The sequence below is a fragment of the Escherichia sp. B1147 genome (assembly GCF_001660175.1).
Classification (GTDB): domain Bacteria; phylum Pseudomonadota; class Gammaproteobacteria; order Enterobacterales; family Enterobacteriaceae; genus Escherichia; species Escherichia whittamii.
Window position 1 is genome coordinate 282,972 of record NZ_LFHY01000008.1, and the last position, 26,522, is coordinate 309,493.

Here is a 26,522-nt window from a genome sequence, read left to right on the forward strand (position 1 = left end):
AATTAATCAGGTCATTTCAATAAAACAAAAAATTGCTCCCTATTCGCGAGGAATATCTATGACCTCTACACCGATTACCACCGCTGATATCGCCAATGGTCAAATTGACGATGCGTTATCTGTGCGGGAAAAAATAGGCTACGGCCTGGGTGACGCAGGCGGTACCGTCATAACCTGCCTGATCATGAACTTTCTTACTTTTTTCTACACCGACGTTTTTGGTTTAACTCCTGCGCTGGTTGGCACACTGTTTATTGCACTACGCGTGTTTGATGCCATCTCCGACCCGGTGATGGGCATCATTGCCGACCGGACGCAAAGCCGTTGGGGGCGTTTTCGTCCGTGGCAGCTATGGATTGCCGTCCCTATTGGCATTATCGGCATCCTGACGTTCACCGTACCGGATGCCAGCATGGGGATGAAAATCGCCTGGGCGTTCGGCACCTACCTGCTGCTTTCCGTCGGTTATACCGCCATCAACGTGCCGTACTGCGCGCTGATCAACACCATGACGACCCGCCATAACGAAGTGATTTCCTGCCAGTCCTGGCGATTCGTTCTCTGCGGCGTAGCGGGATTTCTGGTTTCGGTTGGCTTACCGTGGATGGTGGATCTCTTCGGTCAGGGTAACGCTGCACGCGGCTATCAGCTGGGCGTCGGCGTGCTGTGCGCCATCGCCGTCGTCATGTTCCTGTGCTGTTTCTTCTGGGTTCGTGAACGAGTGCCGCTCTCCACGATGGGGAAATTTACTCTGCGCGAGCACCTTGCCGGTTTGCGTAACAACGACCAGTTGCTGCTGATGCTGGTAATGTCCTTCCTGCTAATTAACGTCTTTAATATTCGCGGCGGCGGGTATATGTACTTCATAACCTACGTGCTACAGGGCAGTACGGGCTACACGTCGCTGTTCTTCACCATGGTAACTTTCGCCTCCATTATCGGCTCGGTGATTGTCAGTCCATTAACGCGACGCTTTGATACCGTCAAAATTTACTACTACACCAACCTGATTCTCGCCGCGCTGGCGGGACTGATGTGGTTCCTGCCCTCCGGCCCCGCTTACCAAACGCTGTGGCTGGCGGTGATCCTCGGCAACGGCGTGATTCTCGGTTTCACTCTGCCGCTGCACTTCTCGCTGATGGCTTTTGCCGATGACTATGGCGAATGGAAAACCCGTGTGCGTTCCTCCGGCATGAACTTTGCTTTTAATTTGTTTTTCATCAAGTTGGCCTGGGCCTCCAGCGCCGGGATCATCAGCCTGCTATTTATTTTTGTTGCCTATCAGCCTGGCGTAGAAAACCAGACCGCCAGTTCGCTGGGGGGTATCACAGCAATGGAAACTCTGCTGCCTGCGCTGTTCCACCTGCTGCTGGCGCTGGCAATCCGCTTTTGCAAACTCAATAACCCTATGATGTCACGCATTGCCGCCGACCTGCGTCAGCGTCATGTCCAGCCTTAAGGAGCACAAGATGAACATTTCGGAAGTCGATCTGCACAAACTGACGGTTAGCGATCCGTTCCTCGGCCAGTATCAGCAACTGGTCCGCGACGTGGTGATTCCTTATCAGTGGGATGCGTTAAACGATCGCATTCCCGAAGCGGAACCTAGCCATGCGATTGAAAACTTTCGCATTGCCGCCGGACTGCAAGACGGGGAGTTTTACGGCATGGTATTTCAGGATAGCGACGTCGCCAAATGGCTGGAAGCGGTAGCCTGGTCACTGTGCCAGAAGCCGGACGCCGAACTGGAAAAAACCGCCGACGAGGTGATTGAACTGGTCGCCTCCGCTCAGTGCGAAGATGGCTATCTCAATACTTACTTTACGGTGAAAGCGCCGGGAGAACGCTGGAGCAATCTGGCGGAGTGTCATGAACTTTACTGCGCCGGTCATCTGATTGAAGCGGGCGTAGCCTTCTTCCAGGCAACGGGTAAGCGGCGCTTGCTGGACGTGGTTTGCCATCTGGCCGATCATATCGACAGCGTATTTGGCCCAGATGAAAGTAAGTTACACGGTTATCCCGGCCACCCGGAAATTGAACTGGCACTGATGCGCCTGTACGAAGTCACCAAAGAGCCGCGTTATCTGGCGCTGACCCACTATTTTGTCGAACAGCGCGGTGCGCAACCGCACTATTACGACCTGGAATATGAAAAGCGCGGACAGACATCGCACTGGCACACCTACGGCCCGGCATGGATGGTGAAAGACAAAGCCTACAGCCAGGCGCATTTGCCCATCGCACAGCAACAAACCGCCATCGGCCATGCAGTACGCTTTGTCTACCTGATGACTGGCGTCGCACATCTGGCGCGTTTAAGTCACGATGAAAGCAAGCGTCAGGACTGCCTGCGGCTATGGAACAACATGGCCCAGCGTCAGTTATATATTACCGGCGGCATTGGCTCACAGGGCAGTGGCGAAGCGTTTAGTAGCGACTATGATCTACCGAATGACACGGTATACGCCGAAAGTTGCGCTTCCATCGGTCTGATGATGTTTGCCCGGCGAATGCTGGAAATGGAGGGCGATAGTCAGTATGCCGATGTCATGGAGCGCGCGCTGTACAACACCGTGCTCGGCGGAATGGCGCTGGATGGTAAACATTTCTTCTACGTGAATCCGCTGGAAGTGCATCCAAAAACCTTAAAATTCAACCATATCTACGATCACGTTAAACCGATCCGCCAGCGTTGGTTCGGCTGCGCCTGCTGTCCGCCAATTATCGCCCGCGTGCTGACCTCGATTGGCCATTATCTCTATACGCCGCGTGAGGATGCGTTATATATCAACATGTATGCGGGAAACAGTATGGAAGTGCCGGTAGAAAATGGCACGCTGCGCCTGCGGGTTAGCGGGAACTATCCGTGGCATGAACAGGTGACGATTGCGGTTGAATCTCCGCAGCCAGTGCGTCATACCCTGGCTTTACGTCTGCCGGACTGGTGCTCGCAGCCGCAGGTCACATTGAATGGAGAAATCGTCGAGCAGGATATTCGTAAAGGCTATCTGCACATTACCCGTGAATGGCAGGAAGGCGATACGCTGAATCTGACGCTGCCGATGCCAGTGCGTCGCGTTTACGGCAACCCGCTGGTGCGTCATGTGGCTGGGAAAGTAGCAATTCAGCGCGGTCCGCTGGTGTATTGTCTGGAGCAGGCCGACAACGGCGAGTCATTGCATAACCTGTGGCTACCCGCCGATGCGCCGTTTACAACATTCGAAGGCAAGGGATTATTCAGCCATAAAATCCTCATTCAGGCGCCTGGTTATCGGCTTGAACAGAGCAATCCAGAGCAGCAACCGTTATGGCATTACGACAATGCCCCAGCCAAACGTCAGCCACAAACCATGACGTTTATCCCTTGGTTTAGCTGGGCCAACCGTGGCGAGGGCGAAATGCGGATCTGGGTGAATGAAGAGAACCGTCGCCATCCTCAGGTAGGATAAAGCGCAGATTGCCTGATACGACGCTTAACACATCTTATCAGGCATAAAAGTCGGTGTGACTGTAAGGGTCGGATAAGGCGTTTATGCCACATCCGACATTATTTTCTCAGCAAAATCAAAAACGTTTAACGCAGGCGATTATAATCATCGACCATTTCGTTGTACTCGCGTAAAGCTCGCGGAAATGAGTCGTCGACCATCCAGCTTGTATTTGCATCCTGAAGTTGCTCTTTATCCCAGTCAGAGTACGGGACTTTATCTCTGACGCGGCGAACATATTTTTTAGCTGCGAGTTGATATCGGTCTGCTGCACCTGTGAAGAGAGAATTCATACTGTCTTTACTCACTTCTTTGGCCTGCGCCACCAGCGTTTCAAGTTCAGTCACTTTCTTCATTGCCGCTTCGGCGTCAAAATTCTCTTGCGATATCAGGTTATTAATTTGTTTCGCTGAAATCATGACCGCCAAAGAGTAGTAGTGGAATGTTTTCCCTTCTCTTTGTTCAATATTTTTCAGTTCTGCAAGCTGGCGCTTATCATTAATTTCCTGAATCGCCGCGTGATAAGATTCTGCTTCAGGCTCAAAGGCTTCAAGATTTTTTAAGAATGTCTGGTGCAGCGTTTTGCCTTTCGCAAACGCATCGTCTTTATAATTTTCCTGTGTGTAATACTTATCCATTTCGTTAATGGTATTCCCCAACGCGACTGCGGCATTAATATAATTCAACGCCACGCCATCAATGGGCTCCAGCACAGGCGTTAACGCCACGACTCTTTTTATTCCTTTTTCACACTCAGTGAGATTGGATTCACTAATGCTGTAGATCCCATAAACATGGCTCTCTTTACCCGTCGGCCCCTGTTTAAAATCTTTCAGCCAGTCAGCATAACGCGCCAGACTGCTCTGTACAGGGATCTGTAACTTGTTGTAGCACTTGATATAGACATCCATTTTTTCGTCGAAAACTGCTTGCTCATCGACCACCGGTTGCGCAGGCGTTTCAGGTTTAGCTTCTGCTTTTGCAACGGGGGCTTCAGTAGGTTTCGCTTCAGGAGCTGGCGCGGCAGGTTGACTATTGGCGGGCGGGGGAGTTTCTGTTTCGGCTTTTTTATCATCACAACCAGTGATACCGAGGGCCATTATGGCGACTATAATAGCGGAAGATAATAAATTCCTTTTCATTTAATTGCCTTATAAATAGATAAATAAGAGAGTGAATATAATAAATGAAAAAAGAAAATGTCACTACACGCGTTTTGTTTATAAATAAATCGATAATATTCACAAAGTGAATAAGCCCTGTAATTTAATTTATAAATCACAGGACTTATTTTAATTAACAGCACAACCTTTGCAGGAGGGAGTGTCATGCCCCCCGCTATTAATCATGCACTACATCCCGTAGCGTTCGGCAATAGCGGCATGCTTCTCTTCATTCGCTCCGGCTTCTTTGGCAAGACGCCACCAGCACAACGGATGTTCCCAGTCAGCGGTTAGCGTGCTTAACGTTTTATCGATATCGGCTTTGGCAACCGAACGCGGTGCGCTGATAACAAAGTAGAACGCAGGCAGCGGCTCTGCATCTTCTCCCTGATGACTATCAGTTAACGTATAGTCATCATTACTGTTGCTCCAGTAGTACCAGTTTCGTTCACGGAGCGCCTCACGGAAAGCATTAAACTCTTCTTCACCAGGCATAACGCCTTCACAGAACCAGGACTCGCCGTACTCGGTCGGGATAATGGTTTTCAGACACCCATAAAGTGGCGTGAAATTCTTCTGCTCTTCTTCGTCTTCAGGTCGGGTATTCAACATTTCCGCATCGAAAACGACAATTTCATCAACATGTTGTGGGTAATCTGTCCGGTAGGTTGGTTCAATGATCCTTGCCGTTACCGGTCCAATCCGCTGGGCATAGTAATAGCGGTATTCGAAGTTTTCCCGGAAACGGATATTCAGTAGTCCCCATTTTTCGTCGATAAAACCTTCGCCTTCCGTGAGTTCGATTTCCAGTTCTGCGGCGATAGTTCGCACCAAATCCCATTGTTGTAAGATGCTGGCGGTCGCCATGATATCCCACTGGAGATTACGAATATCTTCTTCACGGCTAATCATAAGTTGCTGCAATTGCTGTAAATAATCCAGCTGCCGATCCCAGGCTTCCTGTTTTTGTGCTGCCCAGGAGCACATGCGATAAACGCCTGGCCACTCACGCCCTTTTTCGTTTTCCAGCAATTGTTGACCAATTACCTCAAGCCCGCTCCAGTCTTCCTGTTGGTTGATCACCCGCGCACGGAACCACAACGCCATATGTAGTAACTCCGCCTGTTCATACTGCTTCGCCAGGTGTTCGATCGCTTGCTGATCGCCACGGTTAAGCAGGAGATCCAGCAGATCAAAGCAGAGATTGTTATCTTCCTGGATGTGGCTTTCAACGTAGCGTTGCAGGAGTTCAATCGATTCATCAATCGCATTGCAGGCGTTTAACGCATTGACCAGCTTGCCCAGCAATTCCGTATCATCTGGCGTGTTCAGGTAAGCGCGGCGGAATATTTCGACGTCTTTTTCCGGATCGGGCTGCGTTTCTTCATCACTGTTTTCAGGTATTTCTACCACCGGTCGAGCAAGCTGTTCCGCCTCTTTAGCGACGATTTTTTCACTAAGTTCAAGAAACTCGCGATCAACGCCCAGCAACGCGCGTAATTTCGGTATGTGCCGCTGAGCCAGTTTCATCGCCATTTTGGCAACCCAGACAGATTCTCGCTCCAGCGCCAGGGTAATTTGCAGTTTCGCCAGATCAACCACTTTGCGGTGCGCCCCGGCCTGTGAACGGTGCTCCAGCATTTTTTGAATGATTCGCGCCAGTTGCCAGTGGTTTCTTTGTGGATTGCGGGGAAGTAATTCAGTAATAATCTTCAGCCATGGTCCCCATGAATAGGGAGTCAGATCTGACCAACGCGGCAATTCCTCCCAGACTTCTTTGTCCTGCCCGCATAACGCCATGATGTACAGTTTTTTGAGTTGATAATTGATGCGGTCGCGTCCCCAATAATCATTTTCTTTTGCCAGTTCATCAATCACTTCTCGCGCTTCATCGTAACGATGAAGGGCAACCAAAATATCGGCACGGGTTGCCAGCAGTGCTTCTAAATATTCACTCCCCGATGCTTTTACCGCGTCGATTTGCCTGTCGATATAAGCCAACGCCTCTTCTGTTCTGTTGGAATCCATCAGCGCACTGGCATATTCGCAGGATAAACACATAAAGCAGCTCCAGGTCGGATCAATGCGCGCGATGGTTTCTTCACATACCGCCATACGTTCATTGGCCCAGCCAGGGGCATCTATATTCTCGTAGCAAGCGGATAAATCCTGCGTGACGCAGATAGATTGCGGGCAATCTTTTGCCTCTTCCCGGTGCGCTTTTTCAAACAGCGCCACTACGTCTGGCAGTACTTTTTCGCCTTCTTCGTAGTTAGTCAGACGATGGCGCATCTCCCAGTGCCCGATAAATATTTCCAGCCACGGATTTTTGGCCACTTGATTCAATGCTTTCATTTCCGGTAATAACGAATCGCACTTTTCCATTTGCAGATGTAAAACACCTTCAGAAAAATCATCAATTATCTGCGGAATATACTCCTGCCCGGCATCACGCAACTCCTGGCTATATTTGTTGTACCACTCCCATGTATCCATTTTATTTTCCTTGATTAATTAAGACAGGAATAACCTGAGTAAAATCTTCCAGTGCCTGGTGTAAATCCCATTGCTGTTCTTTATTACCGCTGGAGCACAAAATCACTTTCAGCGATTTTAATAACCGTAATGCCGCCGCTGGCTGTTGCTGATGTTGTAATGCCGTCACCAGTTGCATAATGCAGGGGTTATTGAGATTGATATACAGACTTGACGTTTTGGTCTTTTGGATTTGCGAGGTGAATTGCCGCGCCAGCATTAACGCTGCGGTGCTAATACGTTTATCCGCGTCATCCTGTTCGAGAATTTGTTTTAATTCTGCTTCGCGATCTGGTGTTACCACTAATGGTAAAACGGCGGGTTCGAAGCGGGAGATGATTAATTGCTCACCGTCGCAAAGATGCTCTTCCAGATAAGCAATCTGCTCTTCGGGTAATTCCGCAAGGCTGAACAACTGTTCATTACCCGTTTGTGTACCGACTTCAATAATCCGGCAGTGATATAACAGCGCCCAGCGGCGTAAAAATGGCACCACGGCATAGCGATCGCCACGCGCAACGGGTCGTTGCAGAATGTGGAACAACATCTCTTCAAAACCGCCATCGCGGCTTAACAGAATATGAATGCTGTTATTAATGCGTAAATCTTTTGCCAGCAGCGCACCTTTTGAGGTAGGCACCTGCAAACGGTCTTTGAGCAAATCAAACAGACGGTCATCACACAACGCTGCGCCAAGCAACGCTTCGTTATGGCGCATTAATACACGCCGCCAGATTTCTGGCTGATTTTGTGCGAGATCGGACAAACCAGAAATCAGCGCCTCTTTTAACGCCTCCTGCACCGCAACCCAGGTTTCGTCGCGCTGGAGATCTTCCCGGCTCGCCGTCGGCGTCAGTTTCGATGACTCAATCACGCCGCCAATAAATCCGGCCCAGGGCGGTAACAGCTCACGCGCTTCGTCATCCAGTAACATGCCGCGCAAAAACAGCGACAGGTTGCGGTTATCGCTGGTGCCGTAGGTTGCGCCATCCTGAATCCATAAAATCCCCACTGCATCGCTCATCCCTGCTGGCACCACCGGAATAGTACAAATCGGTTCGAAGGAGGATTCAAACTGGGCGGCAAAGGCGAGATTTTTACGCTGCACCAGCGCGCGGTGCATGGTCACGCCTTCGGGGGCAACTTCACGCCATGGTGGTTGAAGTTTATTTACCGACTCGCTGGCATCGCCGACAAAGACCGGTTCGTGCAGCAATATGCAGTAGCGGGAAAGAACGCGGTTCAGCAAATTGTTACTCGCCAGATGGCTGTACTCTTCTTTAAGCGTCAGGATCACCTGCGTACCCGTTTCCGAGGACTGATGCGGCGTAACGGTATATTTTTGCCCGTCAGTAGAGTGGTATTTCCAGCTCTGACCCGGTGTTTGCCAGGATGTGGTCAACACCGTGACCTCTTTTGCCAGCACAAACGCTGACAAAAACCCGAGGCCGAACATACCAATAAGCCCTGTGTCATCATCTTGCTGGCGCAACATTCGGGTATAACCCACGCCCACTGTAGCCAGGAAGCCGTGAATTTCGCTTTCTGTCAGACCCGCACCGGTATCGGTAATGGTGATGGTGGACTTCGCCACATCTGCCACCACACGAATCATGTTATCTGTCGGCGCATCGGGCTGCTCAATCCTGCGACGCACGATCGCATCATGGCCGTTCTGCACCAGCTCGCGCACGGCAACCACGGGAGTGGAGTAAAGATGCTTACTGAGCACCTCAATTAAGCCGTTTAAATTAACTTCTGTAGAATATGAACTGCCAGGTAACTGTAATGTACTCATTTTTCAATACTCATAATCCATCACCTACTTATTGAAAATACATTGCTGTTTTTTACAACCGGTGCAAGGTTTGTTATTTTCATTCACGCATCGGAAACATTTATTTATTGACGCGATGATTAAAACAAAATGTCTTATATAAATAATGATTAATCCTTAAAGGATTAATGCGACTGGAGTATATCGATATAAACCGGAGTTAACGAGATAATTTCTTGTAGTGCAATTATTATTTAACTGCTGAATAATATATTGAGGATTATTTAATAGAAAAATAAAACCGCAATCCAGACTGCGAATTGCGGTTTTTCTTTAATTATGAATCAACCGCTGCGGATGAGTATAAACCGTGGCCCGACCCGGCTTACAAAAGCCCACCAGCGTCAAATTACAACGCTCGGCGACTTCTACAGCAAGCGTGGTCGCGGCAGACACCGCAAACAAAATCTCTACGCCGCACATCGCCGACTTTTGCACCATTTCATAACTGGCACGGCTGGAAACCAGCACCGCACCTTGCTGCCAGCTTTCGCCCTCTTGCGCCCGGCGACCCAGCAGTTTATCCAGCGCCACATGGCGGCCCACGTCTTCATGTCCGCCCGCCAGTTCGCCAGATGGCAACATCCAGGCGGCGGCGTGGGTACAACCGGTCAGTTGCCCCACTGGCTGGAAATCGTTGAGATGGCGCAAAGCGTCATCCAGTTTGTTGAGATCAAACGTCTGGGTGAACGGCAGCGGCTGTACCGGTTTACCGATGTCATTAAGCTGTTCTACGCCACATACACCACAGCCCGTGCGCCCGGCCAGCGCCCGGCGGCGCTCTTTAAGCCCCATAAAGCGACGGCTGGAAAGCTCAATTTGCACTTCCAGACCGTTACAGGAAGGAACAACATCCATACCGAAAATATCGCGTGGGCTTTCGATAATTCCTTCGGAAAGCGAAAAACCGAGCGCAAAAAGTTCAAGGTCTTTGGGCGATGCCATCATCACCACATGCGAAATACCGTTGTACACCAGCGCAACGGGAACTTCTTCCGCCACCTCGTCCAACCGAGGGTGTTGTAAATCGTCACGACGCCATAACTCAATTTGGCTAACGCCTGTGACATTTGTCACATTTTTGATTTCTTTTTGCTGTGTTTTTTTCACTTTCTCTTAACCAGATAAGAACACGCACACCAACATTATGGTATTCTGTTACAAACCCTTCCTGGATGGAGGGAAATTGAGCCAATTCTGGACCTTTGCGGCCCCTTCCGCAAAGAAAAATAACTCCCACTCCCTGCACACTCAGCAAGCGAATGTAAATGGGACGTGACAATGTCGAAACAAGGAGCAATCCATGCAGGTCAGCAGAAGGCAGTTCTTTAAGATCTGCGCTGGCGGTATGGCAGGCACCACGGCAGCGGCACTGGGCTTTGCGCCCGGCGTAGCGCTAGCGGAAACACGGCAGTATAAACTGCTGCGCACCCGCGAAACCCGTAATACCTGCACCTATTGTTCTGTTGGTTGCGGGCTGTTGATGTACAGCCTCGGTGACGGAGCAAAAAACGCCAAAGCATCTATCTTCCATATCGAAGGTGACCCGGATCACCCGGTAAACCGCGGTGCGCTTTGTCCGAAAGGCGCTGGCCTGGTGGATTTCATCCACTCCGAAAGCCGTCTGAAGTTCCCGGAATATCGTGCGCCAGGTTCTGATAAATGGCAGCAAATCAGTTGGGAAGAAGCGTTTGATCGCATCGCCAAACTGATGAAAGAAGACCGCGATGCTAACTACATTGCGCAAAACGCCGAAGGCGTGACTGTTAACCGCTGGCTCTCCACCGGGATGCTGTGTGCTTCCGCGTCGAGTAACGAAACCGGCTATTTAACGCAAAAATTCTCCCGCGCGCTGGGTATGCTCGCGGTCGACAACCAGGCGCGTGTCTGACACGGACCAACGGTAGCAAGTCTTGCTCCAACATTTGGTCGCGGTGCGATGACCAACCACTGGGTCGACATCAAGAACGCCAACCTCGTCGTGGTGATGGGCGGTAACGCCGCTGAAGCTCACCCGGTCGGGTTCCGCTGGGCGATGGAAGCCAAAATTCACAACGGCGCAAAGCTGATTGTTATCGATCCTCGCTTTACGCGTACGGCGGCGGTGGCTGACTACTATGCCCCTATTCGTTCCGGTACTGACATTGCTTTCCTGTCAGGCGTATTGCTGTACCTGCTGAACAATGAAAAATTCAACCGCGAATACACCGAAGCTTATACCAACGCCAGCCTGATTGTGCGTGAGGATTACGGCTTTGAAGATGGCCTGTTCACCGGCTACGACGCGGAAAAACGCAAGTACGATAAATCCAGCTGGACTTACGAGCTGGACGAAAACGGCTTCGCCAAACGCGATACCACGCTGCAACATCCGCGCTGTGTATGGAATTTGCTGAAACAGCACGTTTCCCGCTATACGCCAGATGTGGTTGAAAACATTTGTGGTACGCCAAAAGACGCGTTCCTGAAAGTCTGCGAATACATCGCAGAAACCAGTGCTCACGATAAAACTGCCTCGTTCCTGTATGCCCTCGGCTGGACGCAACACTCCGTTGGCGCGCAGAACATTCGTACGATGGCGATGATCCAGTTGCTCCTCGGCAATATGGGCATGGCTGGCGGCGGCGTTAACGCCCTGCGCGGTCACTCCAACATTCAGGGGCTGACGGACCTGGGGCTGCTGTCACAGAGCCTGCCAGGTTACATGACGCTGCCAAGCGAGAAGCAGACCGATCTGCAAACCTACCTCGCCGCCAGCACACCGAAACCGCTGCTGGAAGGTCAGGTAAACTACTGGAGCAACTACCCGAAATTCTTCGTCTCGATGATGAAGGCATTCTTTGGTGATAAAGCGACGGCGGAAAATAGCTGGGGCTTTGACTGGTTGCCGAAGTGGGATAAAGGCTACGACGTCCTGCAATACTTCGAGATGATGAAAGAGGGCAAGGTCAATGGCTATATCTGCCAGGGCTTTAACCCGGTTGCCTCATTCCCGAACAAAAACAAAGTGATCGGTTGTCTGTCGAAACTGAAATTCCTCGTGACCATCGACCCGCTGAACACTGAAACCTCCAACTTCTGGCAGAACCACGGTGAGCTGAACGAAGTTGACTCGTCGAAGATCCAGACCGAAGTGTTCCGTCTGCCATCGACCTGCTTCGCGGAAGAGAACGGTTCTATCGTTAACTCCGGTCGCTGGTTACAGTGGCACTGGAAGGGTGCGGACGCCCCGGGGATTGCGCTGACTGACGGCGAGATCCTCTCCGGTATCTTCCTGCGCTTGCGCAAGATGTATGCCGAACAGGGTGGCGCGAACCCGGATCAGGTGCTGAACATGACCTGGAACTACGCCATTCCGCATGAGCCATCTTCTGAAGAAGTAGCGATGGAGAGCAACGGTAAGGCGCTGGCCGATATTACCGATCCGGCAACCGGTGCGGTTATCGTTAAGAAAGGCCAACAACTTAGCTCGTTCGCCCAGCTGCGCGATGACGGCACCACCTCCTGTGGCTGCTGGATTTTCGCCGGTAGCTGGACGCCGGAAGGCAACCAGATGGCGCGTCGCGATAACGCCGATCCGTCTGGCCTCGGTAACACGCTGGGCTGGGCATGGGCATGGCCGCTTAACCGCCGCATTCTGTATAACCGCGCCTCCGCAGACCCGCAGGGTAACCCGTGGGATCCGAAGCGTCAGTTGCTGAAATGGGATGGCACCAAGTGGACCGGCTGGGATATTCCGGACTACAGCGCAGCGCCTCCGGGCAGTGGCGTCGGGCCGTTTATCATGCAGCAGGAAGGCATGGGGCGTCTGTTTGCCCTCGATAAGATGGCGGAAGGTCCGTTCCCGGAACACTACGAGCCGTTTGAAACGCCGCTGGGAACTAACCCGCTGCATCCAAACGTTATCTCGAATCCGGCTGCACGTATCTTTAAAGACGACGCCGAAGCATTAGGTAAAGCCGATAAATTCCCGTATGTCGGAACCACCTATCGTCTGACCGAGCACTTCCACTACTGGACCAAACACGCGCTATTGAACGCGATTTTGCAGCCAGAGCAGTTTGTGGAAATCGGTGAGTCGCTGGCGAATAAACTGGGCATTGCCCAGGGCGATACCGTGAAAGTCTCCTCCAACCGTGGCTATATCAAAGCCAAAGCGGTGGTGACCAAACGTATTCGCACGCTGAAAGCGAACGGCAAAGATATCGATACCATCGGTATTCCGATTCACTGGGGCTATGAAGGCGTTGCGAAAAAAGGCTTTATTGCCAATACGTTAACGCCATTCGTTGGTGATGCGAACACGCAGACGCCAGAGTTTAAATCCTTCCTCGTGAATGTGGAAAAGGTGGATACCCAATAGATTTCAGATTGCAGGGAGCTGGCGACGCCATGAAGACCGGGAGCATAGAAACACTATGTGACCGGGATGAATAAGGAAGCCAGCGAACCTGCAAGCTGAAAGATGAAGGGTAAACGGAGACGAAATATGGCTTACCAATCTCAAGATATCATTCGTCGTTCCGCGACTAACGGTCTGACCCCCGCGCCTCAGGCGCGGGACTTCCAGGAAGAAGTGGCGAAACTTATCGACGTCACCACCTGTATCGGCTGTAAAGCCTGTCAGGTGGCGTGTTCAGAGTGGAACGACATTCGCGATACCGTTGGCAATAACATTGGGGTGTACGACAACCCCAATGATTTAAGCGCCAAATCGTGGACGGTAATGCGCTTCTCGGAAGTGGAGCAGAACGACAAACTGGAATGGCTGATCCGCAAAGACGGCTGTATGCACTGTTCCGATCCGGGCTGCCTGAAAGCGTGTCCGGCGGAAGGGGCAATTATTCAGTATGCCAACGGCATCGTCGACTTCCAGTCCGAGCAGTGCATTGGCTGCGGTTACTGCATTGCGGGCTGTCCGTTCGATATCCCGCGCCTCAACCCGGAAGACAACCGCGTCTACAAATGTACGCTGTGCGTTGACCGCGTGGTAGTTGGGCAAGAACCGGCCTGCGTGAAGACCTGCCCGACGGGGGCGATTCACTTCGGTACGAAAGAGTCAATGAAAACGCTGGCGAGCGAGCGCGTGGCTGAATTGAAAACCCGTGGTTACGACAATGCGGGCCTGTACGATCCGGCAGGCGTTGGTGGTACACACGTGATGTACGTGCTGCACCATGCTGACAAGCCGAATCTGTATCATGGCTTGCCGGAGAACCCGGAAATCAGCGAAACCGTGAAGTTCTGGAAAGGCATCTGGAAACCGCTCGCGGCTGTTGGTTTTGCAGCTACCTTTGCGGCCAGTATCTTCCACTACGTGGGTGTCGGTCCGAACCGTGCGGATGAGGAAGAGAACAATCTGCACGAAGAGAAAGACGAGGAGCGCAAATGAAACGACGTGACACCATCGTGCGCTACACCGCGCCGGAACGTATCAACCACTGGGTAACCGCCTTCTGCTTCATCCTGGCGGCGGTGAGCGGGCTGGGCTTTTTGTTCCCGTCCTTCAACTGGTTGATGCAAATCATGGGCACACCGCAACTGGCGCGAATTCTGCACCCGTTTGTCGGCGTGGTTATGTTTGCCTCGTTCATCATCATGTTTTTCCGTTACTGGCATCACAACCTAATCAATCGGGATGATATCTTTTGGGCGAAGAATATTCGTAAGATCGTCGTCAACGAGGAAGTAGGTGACACCGGGCGTTATAACTTCGGTCAGAAATGCGTTTTCTGGGCGGCGATTATTTTCCTGGTCCTGCTGCTGGTGAGCGGTGTGATTATCTGGCGTCCTTATTTTGCGCCTGCTTTCTCAATCCCGGTGATCCGATTCGCGTTAATGCTGCATTCATTTGCCGCAGTGGCGTTAATTGTGGTTATCATGGTGCATATCTACGCCGCCCTTTGGGTGAAAGGCACGATTACCGCCATGGTGGAAGGATGGGTTACCAGCGCATGGGCGAAGAAACATCACCCTCGCTGGTACCGTGAGGTCCGCAAGACAACGGAAAAGAAAGCTGAATGAGTATTCGCATAATCCCGCAAGATGAGCTGGGTTCGAGCGAGAAACGTACGGCGGATATGATTCCGCCGTTATTGTTCCCTCGGCTCAAAAATTTATACAACCGCCGCGCCGAGCGTCTGCGCGAACTGGCAGAAAATAATCCGCTAGGTGATTATCTGCGCTTTGCTGCGCTTATCGCTCATGCCCAGGAAGTGGTGCTGTACGACCATCCGCTGGAGATGGATCTGACTGCGCGCATTAAAGAAGCCAGCGCACAAGGCAAGCCACCGCTGGATATTCACGTCCTGCCGCGTGATAAGCACTGGCAAAAGCTACTGATGGCGCTGATTGCTGAACTGAAACCAGAAATGAGCGGCCCGGCGCTGGCAGTGATTGAGAATCTGGAGAAGGCATCAACTCAGGAGCTGGAAGATATGGCCAGCGCACTGTTTGCCTCTGATTTCTCGTCCGTTAGCAGTGATAAAGCGCCGTTTATCTGGGCGGCACTGTCACTCTACTGGGCGCAGATGGCCAACCTGATCCCCGGCAAAGCCCGCGCAGAATACGGCGAACAACGTCAATATTGCCCGGTTTGTGGTTCCATGCCGGTTTCCAGCATGGTGCAAATTGGCACCACTCAGGGGCTACGTTATCTGCACTGCAACCTGTGTGAAACCGAATGGCACGTAGTGCGCGTAAAATGCAGCAACTGCGAACAGAGCGGCAAACTGCACTACTGGTCGCTGGATGACGAACAGGCTGCAATTAAAGCCGAAAGCTGTGATGACTGCGGCACTTACCTGAAGATTCTTTATCAGGAAAAAGAGCCAAAAGTTGAAGCCGTGGCAGATGACCTCGCCTCTCTGGTGCTGGACGCGCGAATGGAACAAGAAGGCTATGCCCGTAGTTCCATCAACCCGTTCCTGTTTCCGGGGGAAGGAGAGTAATCTCTGAAGTTTTCCGGGTGGCGCAGGTCGCCCGGATTACAGTTCATAGGGTGTGACGACACCTGCTATTCCCGCAAAATCTCTCGTATTGCGCGAGGCGTTTTCCAGATACGATGTAACAGTTGCAGTTATTATAAGTTCAAGTAAAACAGCCTTGTATTAATACCAGAATAAGGGCATCTGGCTTTTTTATATTCAAGAATGAAAATTTTTTGTCATTCCTTATGCTCCTTACACTGATCGTCAACACTAACTACCTCCCCCCTTTGCCTGTCACCCTTTGCTTTACGCACCGGAAATTGCTGCCGCTCCAGATATTGCTCTACCGCTTCGCGTAAAATTGCAGATCGCGAAACCTTACGCCAGCCCCTGAGTTTATTCAGCCGTTTAATTGTCTCTTCTGATAAATGAAGAAAAACCGTATTCATCGCCATTACCACTACCTTACATATATTGTTCATTAATTTATGTGTGAAAATTACGTCAGAAAATTAATTAACAAAAGCTGATTTTTGCATGTTGTTTTGTTTTTGCGAGGCGCTTTCCAGAATTTTAACGCCCGCGAATTTCCCTGTTTCCATCCAGCAAAAACGGGCGTATAAATCTGTACATTCATACAGTAAAATGAGTTCTATAATGGCACTTGAAAAAGGAATTGCAGAGTTTATCACCACGGGTCACCCACGTGATTTTATCAGCGAGGCAGCGCGTACGGCGCTACGGGATGTGGCCTGGAGAGCAGGCAGATAGCTCCGGATCCAGAGAAAATTTGTTTTCAACTTGAAAATATCACAGGTCTGCTTTACAGTGTTTTCAGGTTGAAAACTCGTAATGGAATTACACCATGCATGTTATCAGCCACAAGCCTTTTAACGAGGCGATAAAACGCTTTCCACTTTACGAGGATGCACTTATTGATTTATTAAATCTCCTTGAGAAAAGAGCGTTTAGCGATCCGGGTGAGATGAAAAGATATATTTCCTCTCTGGATAACTTTAAATACAGAGATAAATGGTGGGTTATTAATATTGCAGGCAATCATTTACGGCTTATAGCCTATATCGATTTCAGGCTCCAAAAATGTTTTGTCAAACATATTGTTACCCACAATGAATATGACCGACTCACAACCTGGTACCGGAGCCATAAAAATGAGAACCCATCACACTCCAGCAGAAGACTCGGCCAATTTTGAAATGCTGGTTAAGACCTTCACCCACGCAGTAAAAGACATCCCTTTATGTGGCCCTAAAGCGGATCAAGAGGAATACCATAAGGCGCTGAAACTGATCGAATTTTTAGTCGATCGTGACGATCTGGAAAACCCTTTGTTTGAATTACTCAGCGCGCGTATCCGCGAATATGAAAATAACGCTCCGGAATTTCAGCATTTCAATCAACGATTAGCATCGACCCCGTGCGGCGTAAGTCTGTTACGGATCCTCATGGATCAACATGGACTTAAAGCGGCTGATTTGGCACAAGAACTTGGCTCTAAATCCAATGTGAGTAATATTCTTAATGGTCGCCGGGCGCTCACCGTTCGCCATATCAAGGCGTTAAGCGAGCGTTTTAACCTCCCGGCTGAAGCGTTTATTGATAAGTAAAAACGCCCTACTCTTCTTCGTTCCCACCCTCTTCATACGGGCCAAATGGCTTTGCGGGCAGAACGATATACGTGCCTTCAAACACCGCACCTGGCGTATCGTCGCCAAAGATTTCGACCTGCATCTGTACCCGCGCTTTACGTCCGCGCGCCAGACGGTCGAGATCACCGCTTAACGCGCCAAGGTCGGCTACCGCATGTGGTTTACCGCTAATTGGCTTGCTGTAACGGATATGCGCATCAGCGAGAATAATAGTGCCGCCGAGGTGCCTTTCGCGCAGCATCAGCCAGATAAGCCCCCAACCGGTGAGCGTTGCCAGCGAGAATAAACTCCCGGCAAACAGCGTATGGTGCGGATTCTGATTGCCGGTTTCCGGCATGGTAGTGATAAATTTTTGCCCGGTATATTGCTGAATGCGCACGCCCATTTTTTCGCTTAACGGGATATGTTCGTACCACGCCTGCTGGAGCTGTGCGCACCAGTCGCCGCGATGCAAAATATCATCCAGAGTGGCGACGGGTTTAATCATCAAAAAATGGCGAATCGGCGTAGTAGTCGGTGTGGTGATTTCTCCCTGATTAACAAACCCCAGCTTGGCGAAAAACTCCACCGCGTCTTCACGGGCGCTACAGGTCACGCGTTTAACGCCTTCCTGGCGCGCTACCGACTCCAGGGTCATCGCCATCAGCGTCCCCAGACCTTTGTCCTGCACGTCGGGATGAACGGCCATAAAGCGAATGGAGGCTTCATTATCGGCATTGATATACAGACGCCCCACCGCCACCAGATTACCCTGTTCATCGACGACCATCTGGTGATGCGCCATCGCATCCCATGCGTCGCGTTCAGAACCTTTCGGTTGATGCAGGGGCTTACGCAACATCTCCCAGCGGAACTGATAGTAGCGCTCTAATTCTTCTTCTGTTTGTGGAACCCGAAGGTGATACATAGCGATACTCTCTCTTGTTTCCCGTGACAATCCTGGAAGCTGGCTCATACCTGCAACCAGAATGTCACGGGACCATCATTGACCAGCGATACCTGCATATCGGCAGCGAAGCGTCCTGTTTGCGTGTTCATCTCCTGCTGACGGCAGCGTTCGACGAAATAGTCATATAACGCCTCTGCGCGATCCGGCGATGCGCCTTTGGAGAAGCTTGGCCGCATCCCTCGTTCGGTATCTGCGGCAAGGGTGAACTGGGAAACCACCAGCACACTGCCGCCCGCCTGTTGCACGTTGAGATTCATCTTGCCTTCGGCATCACTGAAGATGCGATAGCCGAGCACTCGCTCGCACAGACGGTTTGCTTTCTGTTCGTCGTCATCCTTTTCGACACCCAATAACACCAAAAGTCCCGCGCCAATTTCGCCCGTCACTTCTCCCTCCACGGTGACGCTGGCACGGGTTACGCGTTGAATTAATGCAATCATGGTTCGTCGTCTTCTTCTTGTTCAGCTGCTTGTTTTAGTTTGCGGTATTCCCCGAGAGTGACAGTAATTTCCGCGCCAAGCAAGACGATACACCACGTCCAGTAGACCCAGACGAAGAGAATGGGGATCACTGCCAGGACGCCATAAATGAGCTGATATGACGGGAACATGGTGATATAAAGCGCGAAACCTTTCTTTCCTGCTTCGAACAGGAGTGCGGCGACAAACGCGCCGACAATCGCGTCGCGATTCGGTACACGGATGGTGGGAACAACACTGTAAAGCAACCAGAAGGAGATCCACGACAACAGCAGCGGAAAAATGCGCAGCACATTGTCGATGACAGTATTGAGATCGCTCGCCCAGCGCAGGGAGAGCAGATAGGAGCTGATCGCCAGACTGGCCCCCGCCAGCAGTGGCCCCAGCGTCAGGATCATCCAGTACACAGCAAATGAGTAAATTTTGGGGCGCGCCCGCTTACTGCGCCAGATGGCATTTAGTGCGCTATCGATGGAATACATCAACAGTAACGCTGTGACGATCAGACCACATGCCCCGACGGCGGTCATCTTGTTGGAATTAGCAACAAACTGTTCAATATATTGCTGAATAACGTCGCCTGTGGCAGGCAGAAAGTTGGCAAAAATAAAGTGACGCAGCTGGATACTAACGTCTGAGAACATGGGAAAAGCGGCAAAAAGCGCAAAAACAACGGCAACCAGCGGCACTAATGAGAGTAACGACACATAGGCAAGGTTACCTGCCAGGGTTGTCATGTTGTCCTCATTAATGCGTTGCCAGAGTAGTTTCAGCCAGGCCCATAGCGGACGGGTACGATGCCTGGCTTTTTCCTGAATCGTTTTTAGCATAACACCTTCGCGAAATAGTCCGGGATGGTGGTTTTATCTTTCACCAGAATACTGGTAATGCCTAGCTGATTTGCTCCTTCTATATTATCGGCGTTATCGTCGAAAAAGACCGTATCGCTGGGTGAAAAACCTTCTGCCTGCAAAACATGCTGGTAAATTCGCGCTTCAGGTTTGCGCATGCCCAGATCTTGCGACAGATAGATATGGTCGGCGGCGGTGCGGATTTCCGGGTATTCCTCCGGCCAGAAGGTGGTATGCAGGCGGTTGGTATTGGAAAGCACCACCACACGATGCCCCTGCTCACGCAGTTTCTGCATGATGGCGATCACTTCCGGGCGCAGCGCGACAAACACCGCCTGCCAGCCGTGGGAGAACTGTTCGTAACTTAGCGGTAGGGCCATCTCATGGCACAGCGCTTCAGCGAATTCTTCATCGCTGATCTCCCCGCGCTCATGCTGATGAAACGCCTCGCCCATATGGTAACTCTTCTTCAGAGATGCCAGCGGAACGCGCGTTAAATCGCTCCAGGTTCCCAGCACACGGTTAAAGTCGATATCGACAATCACATTACCTAAATCAAAGATATAGAGCATTTTTGCCTCCTTTCTCGCCACAGGAAATTAACTGTAGCGGGAAAGGAGGGGTTTGGCTACGCGCCCACATGTGAAGGTATGCAAGCTGTCACAAAAATCTACGCGTCGTCCTGGGGAAGGATGATTTCGATTTGGCTATCCTGTAAGCGCGATTTCAAGGCGGCGGGTGGTTCCTCATCGGTAAAAAGCGCGGTGACCTGCGCTACATTGCCAATCTCTACCGCTGCGGACGCGTGATATTTGGTGTGATCGGCAACCAGCAGAATATTTCTCGCATGCGCCATCATAGTTTTCACAACATTGGCTTCATTGACATCAAATTCCATCAACGCGCCATCACTCTCAATCGCACCAACGCTTGTAACCAGATAATCAGCGCGGAAATCAGCAACAAACGACGCCGCAGAAGGGCCGATGATACCGCTGTTATGCGAACGCAACGTGCCGCCTGGTACCATCACTTCAAAGCGCGGGTTGTGATAAAGAATGTGCGCCACACGCAGACTATTGGTAATGATCCGCAGGTGGTTATGATTGAGCAACGCACGGGCAACATGCTCAACCGTGGTGCCGATAGTAATAAAAATCGTCGATCCGTCAGGAATATAGTCAGCCACCGCTTCCGCGATGGCTTTTTTTTCCTCTGTTTGCGAAACCTCACGCTGCTCGAAAGCAGTGTTGACGACGCTGGAAGCTCGTCCTGCGCCACCGTGATGGCGCGTAATCAGTCCTTGCTCGCTTAATTTACGAATATCCCGGCGAACCGTCTGCGTGGAGACATCCAGCAGATTTGCCAGTTCATCAATATTCATATACCCACGCTCGGCGATCAGCATGAGGAGTTGGTCGTGCCGCGGGTTACCGGTTAGTTCGGTAAGGCTCATGAAAATTCCTCGAAAAACCATCACCCTGGCATTTTATACAAAAAGTGACAAAAAAGATCGGGTTTGATCACAGTCAGGGATCCCAGCTCGTCCACCGGGACGCGTGCATTTTAACGCCGCTACACCGCTGGCGAAGCGGACTGACTCCGATAAACCTCCACCTGTTGCCAGCGCCACCGCCAATGCGCCGTGAAAAACATCGCCCGCACCTGTGGTATCTACCACATCAACTTTGAAGGCCGGTTGATGTTGACGCCCGCCATTTTCCAGCCAGTCACAGCCTGCACTGCCCTGGGTAACATAGACATGACCATTTGTGAGCGTTTGTGCCTGTTTTAGCGCGCTGGCCATCTCTTTCACGCCAGTTAAGCGCGCCAGACCCGGTTCTGAAAAGGCCGCGTGATCGCTTAATGCCACCAACTCGCTGATATCCTGCGGCGTAATGTCACCATCCAGCACGGTCATCACGCCCGCCTGCCGCGCCAGGGTAAAGGCTTTTTTAGCGCCGTCGTGCCAGCGTACGTCTGCCAGCACAACATCCCACTGAGAGAAATCAATTTCCTCCAACCACTCTGCGTCAGGCAGCAGGTCCGGGCTGGGATAGTTAATGATTATCCGCTCACCTTTGGCATCCACCATGATGGCGGATTGCGAAGATTTCGCCTGGTGATACCGTTTGATGTAACGGGTATTAACGCCCCAGGATTCCAGCTCTGCCAGCAGGCTGTTGCCGGTGTCGTCATCACCGACGCGCCCAATAAAATCGACCTGCGCTCCCAGCCTTGCCGCCGCAACCGCCGCCGTTGCCGCAGGCCCGCCGCCGACTTCGGTGTAATTTTTCGCCACATATTTACCGCTCTCGCTCGGCAACCCTTCCACGTAATAGATGCGATCCATCACGGTAATACCTACACAAGCAATACGAATCATGGTCATTCCTTAAGCATTTTTGGATACGTCCATTTTAATTTCACCAATTGTTTAAAAAGTGACGGCTGTCAATTTTTTGACCATAAATTACAAATACGATCAAAAACAGACAAACAAAGCGTGTCATAAATGACAAAAAGTGACATCACTGTATTCAGGAGAGAGTTATGGCAGCAATCGCGTTTATCGGTTTAGGGCAAATGGGTTCGCCAATGGCGAGCAATTTATTGCAGCAAGGGCATCAACTTCACGTCTTCGATGTGAACGCCGAAGCCGTGCGGCATCTGGTAGACAAAGGCGCGACTCCCGCCGCCAACCCGGCGCAGGCCACTAAAGATGCCGAATTTATCATTACCATGTTGCCGAATGGCGATCTGGTGCGCAGCGTGTTGTTCGGTGAAAACGGCGTTTGCGAAAGCTTATCTACCGATGCGCTGGTTATCGATATGTCGACCATCCATCCGCTGCAAACCGATAAATTGATTGCCGATATGCAAGCCAGAGGCTTCAGCATGATGGATGTTCCGGTAGGCCGTACTTCCGCAAATGCCATTACCGGTACTCTACTACTGCTGGCTGGCGGCACTGCTGAACAGGTTGAACGCGCTACACCCGTGCTGATGGCAATGGGCAGCGAATTGATCAACGCAGGCGGTCCGGGCATGGGTATCCGCGTTAAGCTCATCAACAACTACATGAGCATCGCGCTCAATGCGCTGTCGGCAGAAGCCGCCGTTTTGTGCGAAGCCCTGAATCTTCCCTTCGATGTTGCCGTCAAGGTAATGAGCGGCACTGCTGCCGGTAAAGGTCACTTCACCACTTCCTGGCCGAACAAAGTCCTCAGCGGGGATCTTTCTCCCGCCTTCATGATCGATCTTGCCCATAAGGATCTTGGTATCGCCCTTGATGTCGCCAACCAGTTGCATGTGCCGATGCCGCTGGGGGCCGCCTCACGGGAGGTTTACAACCAGGCGCGTGCAGCGGGTCGCGGTCGCCAGGACTGGTCCGCCATTCTGGAACAGGTCCGTGTCAGTGCCGGGATGACTGCCAAAGTAAAAATGTAACGACTGGATAAAGGAATAAATGAATGAATAAGTACACCATCAACGACATTACGCGCGCATCGGGCGGTTTCGCCATGCTGGCAGTCGATCAGCGCGAAGCCATGCGCATGATGTTTGCTGCGGCTGGCGCGCCAACTCCGGTAGCCGATAGCGTTTTAACTGATTTCAAAGTTAACGCCGCGAAGGCCCTTTCACCTTATGCCTCGGCGATTCTGGTGGATCAACAGTTCTGCTACCGCCAGGTGGTTGAGCAAAACGCGATTGCCACAAGTTGCGCCATGATTGTCGCCGCCGATGAGTTCATCCCAGGCAACGGTATTCCGGTAGATAGCGTAGTCATTGACCGCAAAATCAACCCGCTACAAATCAAACAAGACGGTGGCAAAGCCTTAAAACTGCTGGTGCTGTGGCGTAGTGATGAAGATGCGCAGCAACGCCTGGATATGGTGAAAGAGTTCAACGAACTGTGCCACTCGCACGGTCTGGTGAGCATCATTGAGCCAGTCGTCCGCCCACCGCGTCGTGGCGATAACTTCGATCGCGAACAAGCGATCATCGATGCCGCCAAAGAGCTGGGCGACAGCGGTGCAGACCTCTACAAAGTTGAAATGCCGCTTTACGGTAAAGGTCCGCAACAGGAGCTTCTCAGTGCTTCACAACGTCTGAATGACCATATCAATATGCCGTGGGTGATCCTCTCTTCCGGCGTCGACGAAAAACTGTTCCCACGTGCCGTGCGCGTGGCAATGACGGCGGGCGCATCAGGTTTCCTGGCCGGTCGGGCCGTCTGGGCGTCGGTCGTCGGTTTACCAGACAACGAGCTGATGTTGCGTGACGTTTGCGCACCGAAATTACAACAACTTGGCGATATCGTCGACGAAATGATGGCTAAACGCCGTTAAGATGAGGATACAGATATGAAATGGTTTAACACCTTAAGTCACAACCGTTGGCTGGAACAGGAAACCGATCGCATCTTTGATTTTGGTAAAAATGCCGTAGTACCGACTGGTTTTGGCTGGCTGGGCAATAAAGGGCAAATCAAAGAAGAGATGGGTACACATCTGTGGATCACCGCCCGTATGCTGCACGTTTATTCCGTTGCTGCGGCGATGGGCCGCCCTGGCGCTTACTCGTTGGTTGATCACGGTATCAAAGCCATGAACGGCGCACTGCGCGATAAAAAATATGGCGGCTGGTATGCCTGCGTGAATGACGAGGGCGTGGTGGATGCCTCCAAACAGGGTTATCAGCACTTCTTCGCCCTGCTGGGCGCCGCCAGCGCCGTCACTACCGGTCACCCGGAAGCCCGTAAGCTGCTTGATTACACCATTGAAATTATTGATAAATATTTCTGGAGTGAAGAAGAGCAGATGTGCCTTGAGTCCTGGGACGAAGCCTTCAGCAAAACCGAAGAGTACCGCGGCGGCAATGCCAACATGCACGCGGTGGAAGCCTTCCTGATTGTTTATGACGTAACGCATGACAAAAAATGGCTGGATCGCGCGATTCGCGTGGCTTCCGTCATTATTCACGACGTCGCCAGAAATAATCATTATCGCGTTAACGAACACTTCGATACCCAGTGGACCCCGCTGCCAGATTACAACAAAGACAACCCGGCGCACCGCTTCCGCGCGTTCGGTGGTACTCCGGGCCACTGGATCGAATGGGGCCGTTTAATGCTGCACATCCACGCCGCCCTGGAAGCCCGTAGCGAGCAGCCGCCGGCCTGGCTGCTGGAAGATGCCAAAGGTCTGTTCAACGCCACCGTGCGCGATGCCTGGGCGCCCGATGGCGCGGACGGCATTGTTTATACCGTTGACTGGGAAGGCAAACCAGTGGTCCGTGAACGTGTACGTTGGCCTATCGTCGAGGCGATGGGTACGGCTTACGCGCTCTATACCGTTACTGGCGATCGCCAGTATGAAACCTGGTATCAAACATGGTGGGACTACTGCATTAAGTATCTGATGGACTACGAAAATGGTTCATGGTGGCAGGAGTTGGACCCGGACAATAAGGTCACCACGAAAGTCTGGGACGGCAAACAGGATATTTATCACCTGCTGCATTGCCTGGTGATCCCGCGTATCCCGTTAGCGCCTGGCCTGGCTCCGGCGGTTGCGGCGGGTCTGCTTGATGTTAATGCCAAATAACTGACTGAAAAACGGCATATCAGAATGCACACCAGATATGTCGTTTTTCAACAAAGGTGCCTCGTATGCAAATCACCAAAATGCATTGCAGTGGACAGACCGTTTCACTTGCCGCGGGGGATTATCACGCGACTATCGTGACGGTTGGCGCAGGTCTGGCTGAATTAACCTTTCAGGGCTGTCATTTAGTCATTCCACATAAACCCGAAGAGATGCCGCTGGCGCATCTGGGTAAGGTGCTTATTCCGTGGCCTAACCGGATTGCTAACGGCAGTTATTGCTATCAAGGGCAGGAATATCAGTTACCCATTAATGAACATAGTTCAAAAGCCTCTATTCATGGGCTGCTCGCGTGGCGTGACTGGCAAATCAGCGAACTAACCGCCACCAGCGTCACTTTGACGGCGTTTCTGCCGCCCAGTTATGGCTATCCGTTTATGCTGGCTTCGCAGGTTGTTTATTCACTTAATGCACAAAGCGGCCTGGCCGTTGAAATCTCTAGCCAGAATATCGGTACAGTAGCAGCGCCTTATGGGGCGGGTATTCATCCCTATTTAACCTGTAATTTAATGTCCGTCGATGATTGTTTATTAGAGCTTCCGGCAATCCAGGTCTATGCCGTCGATGAGCACGCTAATCCAACAACGCTCCACCACGTTGATGAACTGGATTTAAATTTTATACAGACGAAAAAAATCGCGAATACGCGAATCGACCATACTTTCAAAACCGTTAATGACCTTTGGAAAATAATCATTACCCATCAGCAACAGGCGCTTACTGTTAGTCTCTGTTCCGATCAACCCTGGGTACAAATTTATAGCGGTGAAAAATTGCAACGCCAGGGATTAGCGGTAGAACCAATGAGTTGCCCACCGAACGCCTTTAATTCCGGCACCGACTTATTATTACTGGAACCAGGAAAAACGCACCGCCTGTTTTTTAATATTCACGGGCAGCGCAATTAATTTTATTAAGAATAGAACGAGAACATTGTTTAGGGTTGTATTTA

Annotated in this window: 23 protein-coding genes; 12 read left to right on the forward strand and 11 right to left on the reverse strand. The window is 51.3% G+C overall.

Annotated elements, in window-relative coordinates:
- Positions 1 to 58: 58 nt before the first annotated feature.
- Positions 59 to 1,459, forward strand: coding sequence for an MFS transporter (locus tag A9180_RS08655; protein ID WP_064527923.1), 1,401 nt, complete (start codon positions 59 to 61; stop codon positions 1,457 to 1,459).
- Positions 1,460 to 1,469: 10 nt separating this feature from the next.
- Positions 1,470 to 3,449 carry a glycoside hydrolase family 127 protein gene (locus A9180_RS08660; protein ID WP_064527925.1) on the forward strand — a complete coding sequence of 660 codons (1,980 nt, stop codon included), beginning with the start codon at positions 1,470 to 1,472 and terminating at the stop codon, positions 3,447 to 3,449.
- A 125-nt stretch (positions 3,450 to 3,574) separates the two neighbouring features.
- Here A9180_RS08660 and A9180_RS08665 read toward each other — a convergent pair whose 3' ends face one another.
- The 4 genes from A9180_RS08665 to fdhD form a co-directional block, all read right to left on the reverse strand.
- On the reverse strand, positions 3,575 to 4,630 hold the full coding sequence (locus A9180_RS08665) for a YiiG family protein (protein WP_064527927.1): 1,056 nt from the start codon (positions 4,628 to 4,630) through the stop codon (positions 3,575 to 3,577).
- Positions 4,631 to 4,840: 210 nt separating this feature from the next.
- Complete coding sequence (locus tag A9180_RS08670) at positions 4,841 to 7,147, reverse strand: hypothetical protein (protein ID WP_064527929.1); 2,307 nt, start codon at positions 7,145 to 7,147, stop codon at positions 4,841 to 4,843.
- Position 7,148: 1 nt separating this feature from the next.
- Positions 7,149 to 8,984: an ATP-binding protein gene (locus A9180_RS08675; RefSeq protein ID WP_064527931.1), complete on the reverse strand. Its 1,836-nt coding sequence runs from the start codon at positions 8,982 to 8,984 to the stop codon at positions 7,149 to 7,151.
- Between the two features lie 312 nt (positions 8,985 to 9,296).
- Positions 9,297 to 10,133 (reverse strand): formate dehydrogenase accessory sulfurtransferase FdhD, encoded by an 837-nt coding sequence (fdhD, locus tag A9180_RS08680; protein WP_064527933.1) that lies wholly within the window; start codon positions 10,131 to 10,133, stop codon positions 9,297 to 9,299.
- Between the two features lie 193 nt (positions 10,134 to 10,326).
- On the opposite strand from fdhD, the gene fdnG reads away from it, so the two are divergent.
- The 4 genes from fdnG (at position 10,327) to fdhE (ending at position 15,973) form a co-directional block, all read left to right on the forward strand.
- Entirely contained in the window at positions 10,327 to 13,386 is a 3,060-nt protein-coding gene (fdnG, locus tag A9180_RS08690; protein WP_149025972.1) for a formate dehydrogenase-N subunit alpha, read from the forward strand.
- A gap of 126 nt (positions 13,387 to 13,512) precedes the next feature.
- A complete protein-coding gene (gene fdoH / locus A9180_RS08695) occupies positions 13,513 to 14,415 on the forward strand; it encodes a formate dehydrogenase O subunit beta (protein WP_000331377.1) in 903 nt (300 codons plus the stop codon).
- Positions 14,412 to 15,047: a formate dehydrogenase cytochrome b556 subunit gene (gene fdoI / locus A9180_RS08700; RefSeq protein WP_000829031.1), complete on the forward strand. Its 636-nt coding sequence runs from the start codon at positions 14,412 to 14,414 to the stop codon at positions 15,045 to 15,047. Before fdoH ends, fdoI begins: the two co-directional genes overlap by 4 nt.
- A complete protein-coding gene (fdhE, locus tag A9180_RS08705; RefSeq protein WP_000027708.1) occupies positions 15,044 to 15,973 on the forward strand; it encodes a formate dehydrogenase accessory protein FdhE in 930 nt (309 codons plus the stop codon). The genes fdoI and fdhE overlap by 4 nt, the downstream gene beginning before the upstream one ends.
- A gap of 215 nt (positions 15,974 to 16,188) precedes the next feature.
- Here fdhE and A9180_RS08710 read toward each other — a convergent pair whose 3' ends face one another.
- A complete protein-coding gene (locus A9180_RS08710) occupies positions 16,189 to 16,407 on the reverse strand; it encodes a CopG family transcriptional regulator (RefSeq protein WP_064527939.1) in 219 nt (72 codons plus the stop codon).
- Positions 16,408 to 16,817: 410 nt separating this feature from the next.
- On the opposite strand from A9180_RS08710, the gene A9180_RS08720 reads away from it, so the two are divergent.
- On the forward strand, positions 16,818 to 17,168 hold the full coding sequence (locus tag A9180_RS08720; protein ID WP_064527944.1) for a type II toxin-antitoxin system HigB family toxin: 351 nt from the start codon (positions 16,818 to 16,820) through the stop codon (positions 17,166 to 17,168).
- On the forward strand, positions 17,125 to 17,580 hold the full coding sequence (locus tag A9180_RS08725; RefSeq protein ID WP_064527946.1) for a type II toxin-antitoxin system HigA family antitoxin: 456 nt from the start codon (positions 17,125 to 17,127) through the stop codon (positions 17,578 to 17,580). The genes A9180_RS08720 and A9180_RS08725 overlap by 44 nt, the downstream gene beginning before the upstream one ends.
- Before the next feature lie 7 nt (positions 17,581 to 17,587).
- Here A9180_RS08725 and fabY read toward each other — a convergent pair whose 3' ends face one another.
- The 6 genes from fabY to yihV form a co-directional block, all read right to left on the reverse strand.
- On the reverse strand, positions 17,588 to 18,529 hold the full coding sequence (gene fabY, locus A9180_RS08730) for a fatty acid biosynthesis protein FabY (RefSeq protein ID WP_001517342.1): 942 nt from the start codon (positions 18,527 to 18,529) through the stop codon (positions 17,588 to 17,590).
- A gap of 44 nt (positions 18,530 to 18,573) precedes the next feature.
- Positions 18,574 to 19,011: a D-aminoacyl-tRNA deacylase gene (dtd, locus tag A9180_RS08735; protein ID WP_000560983.1), complete on the reverse strand. Its 438-nt coding sequence runs from the start codon at positions 19,009 to 19,011 to the stop codon at positions 18,574 to 18,576.
- Complete coding sequence (locus A9180_RS08740) at positions 19,008 to 19,880, reverse strand: virulence factor BrkB family protein (RefSeq protein ID WP_064527948.1); 873 nt, start codon at positions 19,878 to 19,880, stop codon at positions 19,008 to 19,010. Before A9180_RS08740 ends, dtd begins: the two co-directional genes overlap by 4 nt.
- Positions 19,874 to 20,473, reverse strand: a complete 600-nt coding sequence (gene yihX, locus A9180_RS08745; protein WP_064527950.1) for a glucose-1-phosphatase — start codon at positions 20,471 to 20,473, stop codon at positions 19,874 to 19,876. The genes A9180_RS08740 and yihX overlap by 7 nt, the downstream gene beginning before the upstream one ends.
- Before the next feature lie 98 nt (positions 20,474 to 20,571).
- Positions 20,572 to 21,357, reverse strand: a complete 786-nt coding sequence (locus tag A9180_RS08750; RefSeq protein WP_064527952.1) for a DeoR/GlpR family DNA-binding transcription regulator — start codon at positions 21,355 to 21,357, stop codon at positions 20,572 to 20,574.
- Between the two features lie 33 nt (positions 21,358 to 21,390).
- A complete protein-coding gene (yihV, locus tag A9180_RS08755) occupies positions 21,391 to 22,287 on the reverse strand; it encodes a sulfofructose kinase (protein WP_064527954.1) in 897 nt (298 codons plus the stop codon).
- 167 nt (positions 22,288 to 22,454) lie between these two features.
- Between yihV and yihU the strand changes: the two genes are divergently transcribed.
- The 4 genes from yihU (at position 22,455) to A9180_RS08775 (ending at position 26,478) form a co-directional block, all read left to right on the forward strand.
- Positions 22,455 to 23,351 (forward strand): sulfolactaldehyde 3-reductase, encoded by an 897-nt coding sequence (gene yihU, locus A9180_RS08760; RefSeq protein WP_064527956.1) that lies wholly within the window; start codon positions 22,455 to 22,457, stop codon positions 23,349 to 23,351.
- A 23-nt stretch (positions 23,352 to 23,374) separates the two neighbouring features.
- Positions 23,375 to 24,253 (forward strand): sulfofructosephosphate aldolase, encoded by an 879-nt coding sequence (yihT, locus tag A9180_RS08765; protein ID WP_064527958.1) that lies wholly within the window; start codon positions 23,375 to 23,377, stop codon positions 24,251 to 24,253.
- A gap of 15 nt (positions 24,254 to 24,268) precedes the next feature.
- Positions 24,269 to 25,510, forward strand: coding sequence for a sulfoquinovose isomerase (gene yihS / locus A9180_RS08770; protein WP_064527960.1), 1,242 nt, complete (start codon positions 24,269 to 24,271; stop codon positions 25,508 to 25,510).
- 65 nt (positions 25,511 to 25,575) lie between these two features.
- A complete protein-coding gene (locus A9180_RS08775) occupies positions 25,576 to 26,478 on the forward strand; it encodes an aldose-1-epimerase (protein ID WP_064527962.1) in 903 nt (300 codons plus the stop codon).
- The last annotated feature ends 44 nt before the right edge of the window (positions 26,479 to 26,522 follow it).

Excerpts from the sequence above, each read along its gene's own strand:
- fdoH (WP_000331377.1), top strand. The coding sequence starts at position 13,513 with ATGGCTTACCAATCTCAAGATATCATTCGTCGTTCCGCGACTAACGGT.
- A9180_RS08670 (WP_064527929.1), bottom strand. The coding sequence starts at position 7,147 with ATGGATACATGGGAGTGGTACAACAAATATAGCCAGGAGTTGCGTGAT.
- fdoI (WP_000829031.1), top strand. The coding sequence starts at position 14,412 with ATGAAACGACGTGACACCATCGTGCGCTACACCGCGCCGGAACGTATC.
- fdhE (WP_000027708.1), top strand. The coding sequence starts at position 15,044 with ATGAGTATTCGCATAATCCCGCAAGATGAGCTGGGTTCGAGCGAGAAA.
- A9180_RS08675 (WP_064527931.1), bottom strand. The coding sequence starts at position 8,984 with ATGAGTACATTACAGTTACCTGGCAGTTCATATTCTACAGAAGTTAAT.
- yihT (WP_064527958.1), top strand. The coding sequence starts at position 23,375 with ATGAATAAGTACACCATCAACGACATTACGCGCGCATCGGGCGGTTTC.
- fabY (WP_001517342.1), bottom strand. The coding sequence starts at position 18,529 with ATGTATCACCTTCGGGTTCCACAAACAGAAGAAGAATTAGAGCGCTAC.
- A9180_RS08720 (WP_064527944.1), top strand. The coding sequence starts at position 16,818 with ATGCATGTTATCAGCCACAAGCCTTTTAACGAGGCGATAAAACGCTTT.
- yihS (WP_064527960.1), top strand. The coding sequence starts at position 24,269 with ATGAAATGGTTTAACACCTTAAGTCACAACCGTTGGCTGGAACAGGAA.
- yihX (WP_064527950.1), bottom strand. The coding sequence starts at position 20,473 with ATGCTCTATATCTTTGATTTAGGTAATGTGATTGTCGATATCGACTTT.
- dtd (WP_000560983.1), bottom strand. The coding sequence starts at position 19,011 with ATGATTGCATTAATTCAACGCGTAACCCGTGCCAGCGTCACCGTGGAG.
- A9180_RS08725 (WP_064527946.1), top strand. The coding sequence starts at position 17,125 with ATGAGAACCCATCACACTCCAGCAGAAGACTCGGCCAATTTTGAAATG.
- A9180_RS08775 (WP_064527962.1), top strand. The coding sequence starts at position 25,576 with ATGCAAATCACCAAAATGCATTGCAGTGGACAGACCGTTTCACTTGCC.
- A9180_RS08710 (WP_064527939.1), bottom strand. The coding sequence starts at position 16,407 with ATGGCGATGAATACGGTTTTTCTTCATTTATCAGAAGAGACAATTAAA.
- A9180_RS08750 (WP_064527952.1), bottom strand. The coding sequence starts at position 21,357 with ATGAGCCTTACCGAACTAACCGGTAACCCGCGGCACGACCAACTCCTC.
- yihV (WP_064527954.1), bottom strand. The coding sequence starts at position 22,287 with ATGATTCGTATTGCTTGTGTAGGTATTACCGTGATGGATCGCATCTAT.
- A9180_RS08740 (WP_064527948.1), bottom strand. The coding sequence starts at position 19,880 with ATGCTAAAAACGATTCAGGAAAAAGCCAGGCATCGTACCCGTCCGCTA.
- A9180_RS08660 (WP_064527925.1), top strand. The coding sequence starts at position 1,470 with ATGAACATTTCGGAAGTCGATCTGCACAAACTGACGGTTAGCGATCCG.
- A9180_RS08665 (WP_064527927.1), bottom strand. The coding sequence starts at position 4,630 with ATGAAAAGGAATTTATTATCTTCCGCTATTATAGTCGCCATAATGGCC.
- A9180_RS08655 (WP_064527923.1), top strand. The coding sequence starts at position 59 with ATGACCTCTACACCGATTACCACCGCTGATATCGCCAATGGTCAAATT.
- yihU (WP_064527956.1), top strand. The coding sequence starts at position 22,455 with ATGGCAGCAATCGCGTTTATCGGTTTAGGGCAAATGGGTTCGCCAATG.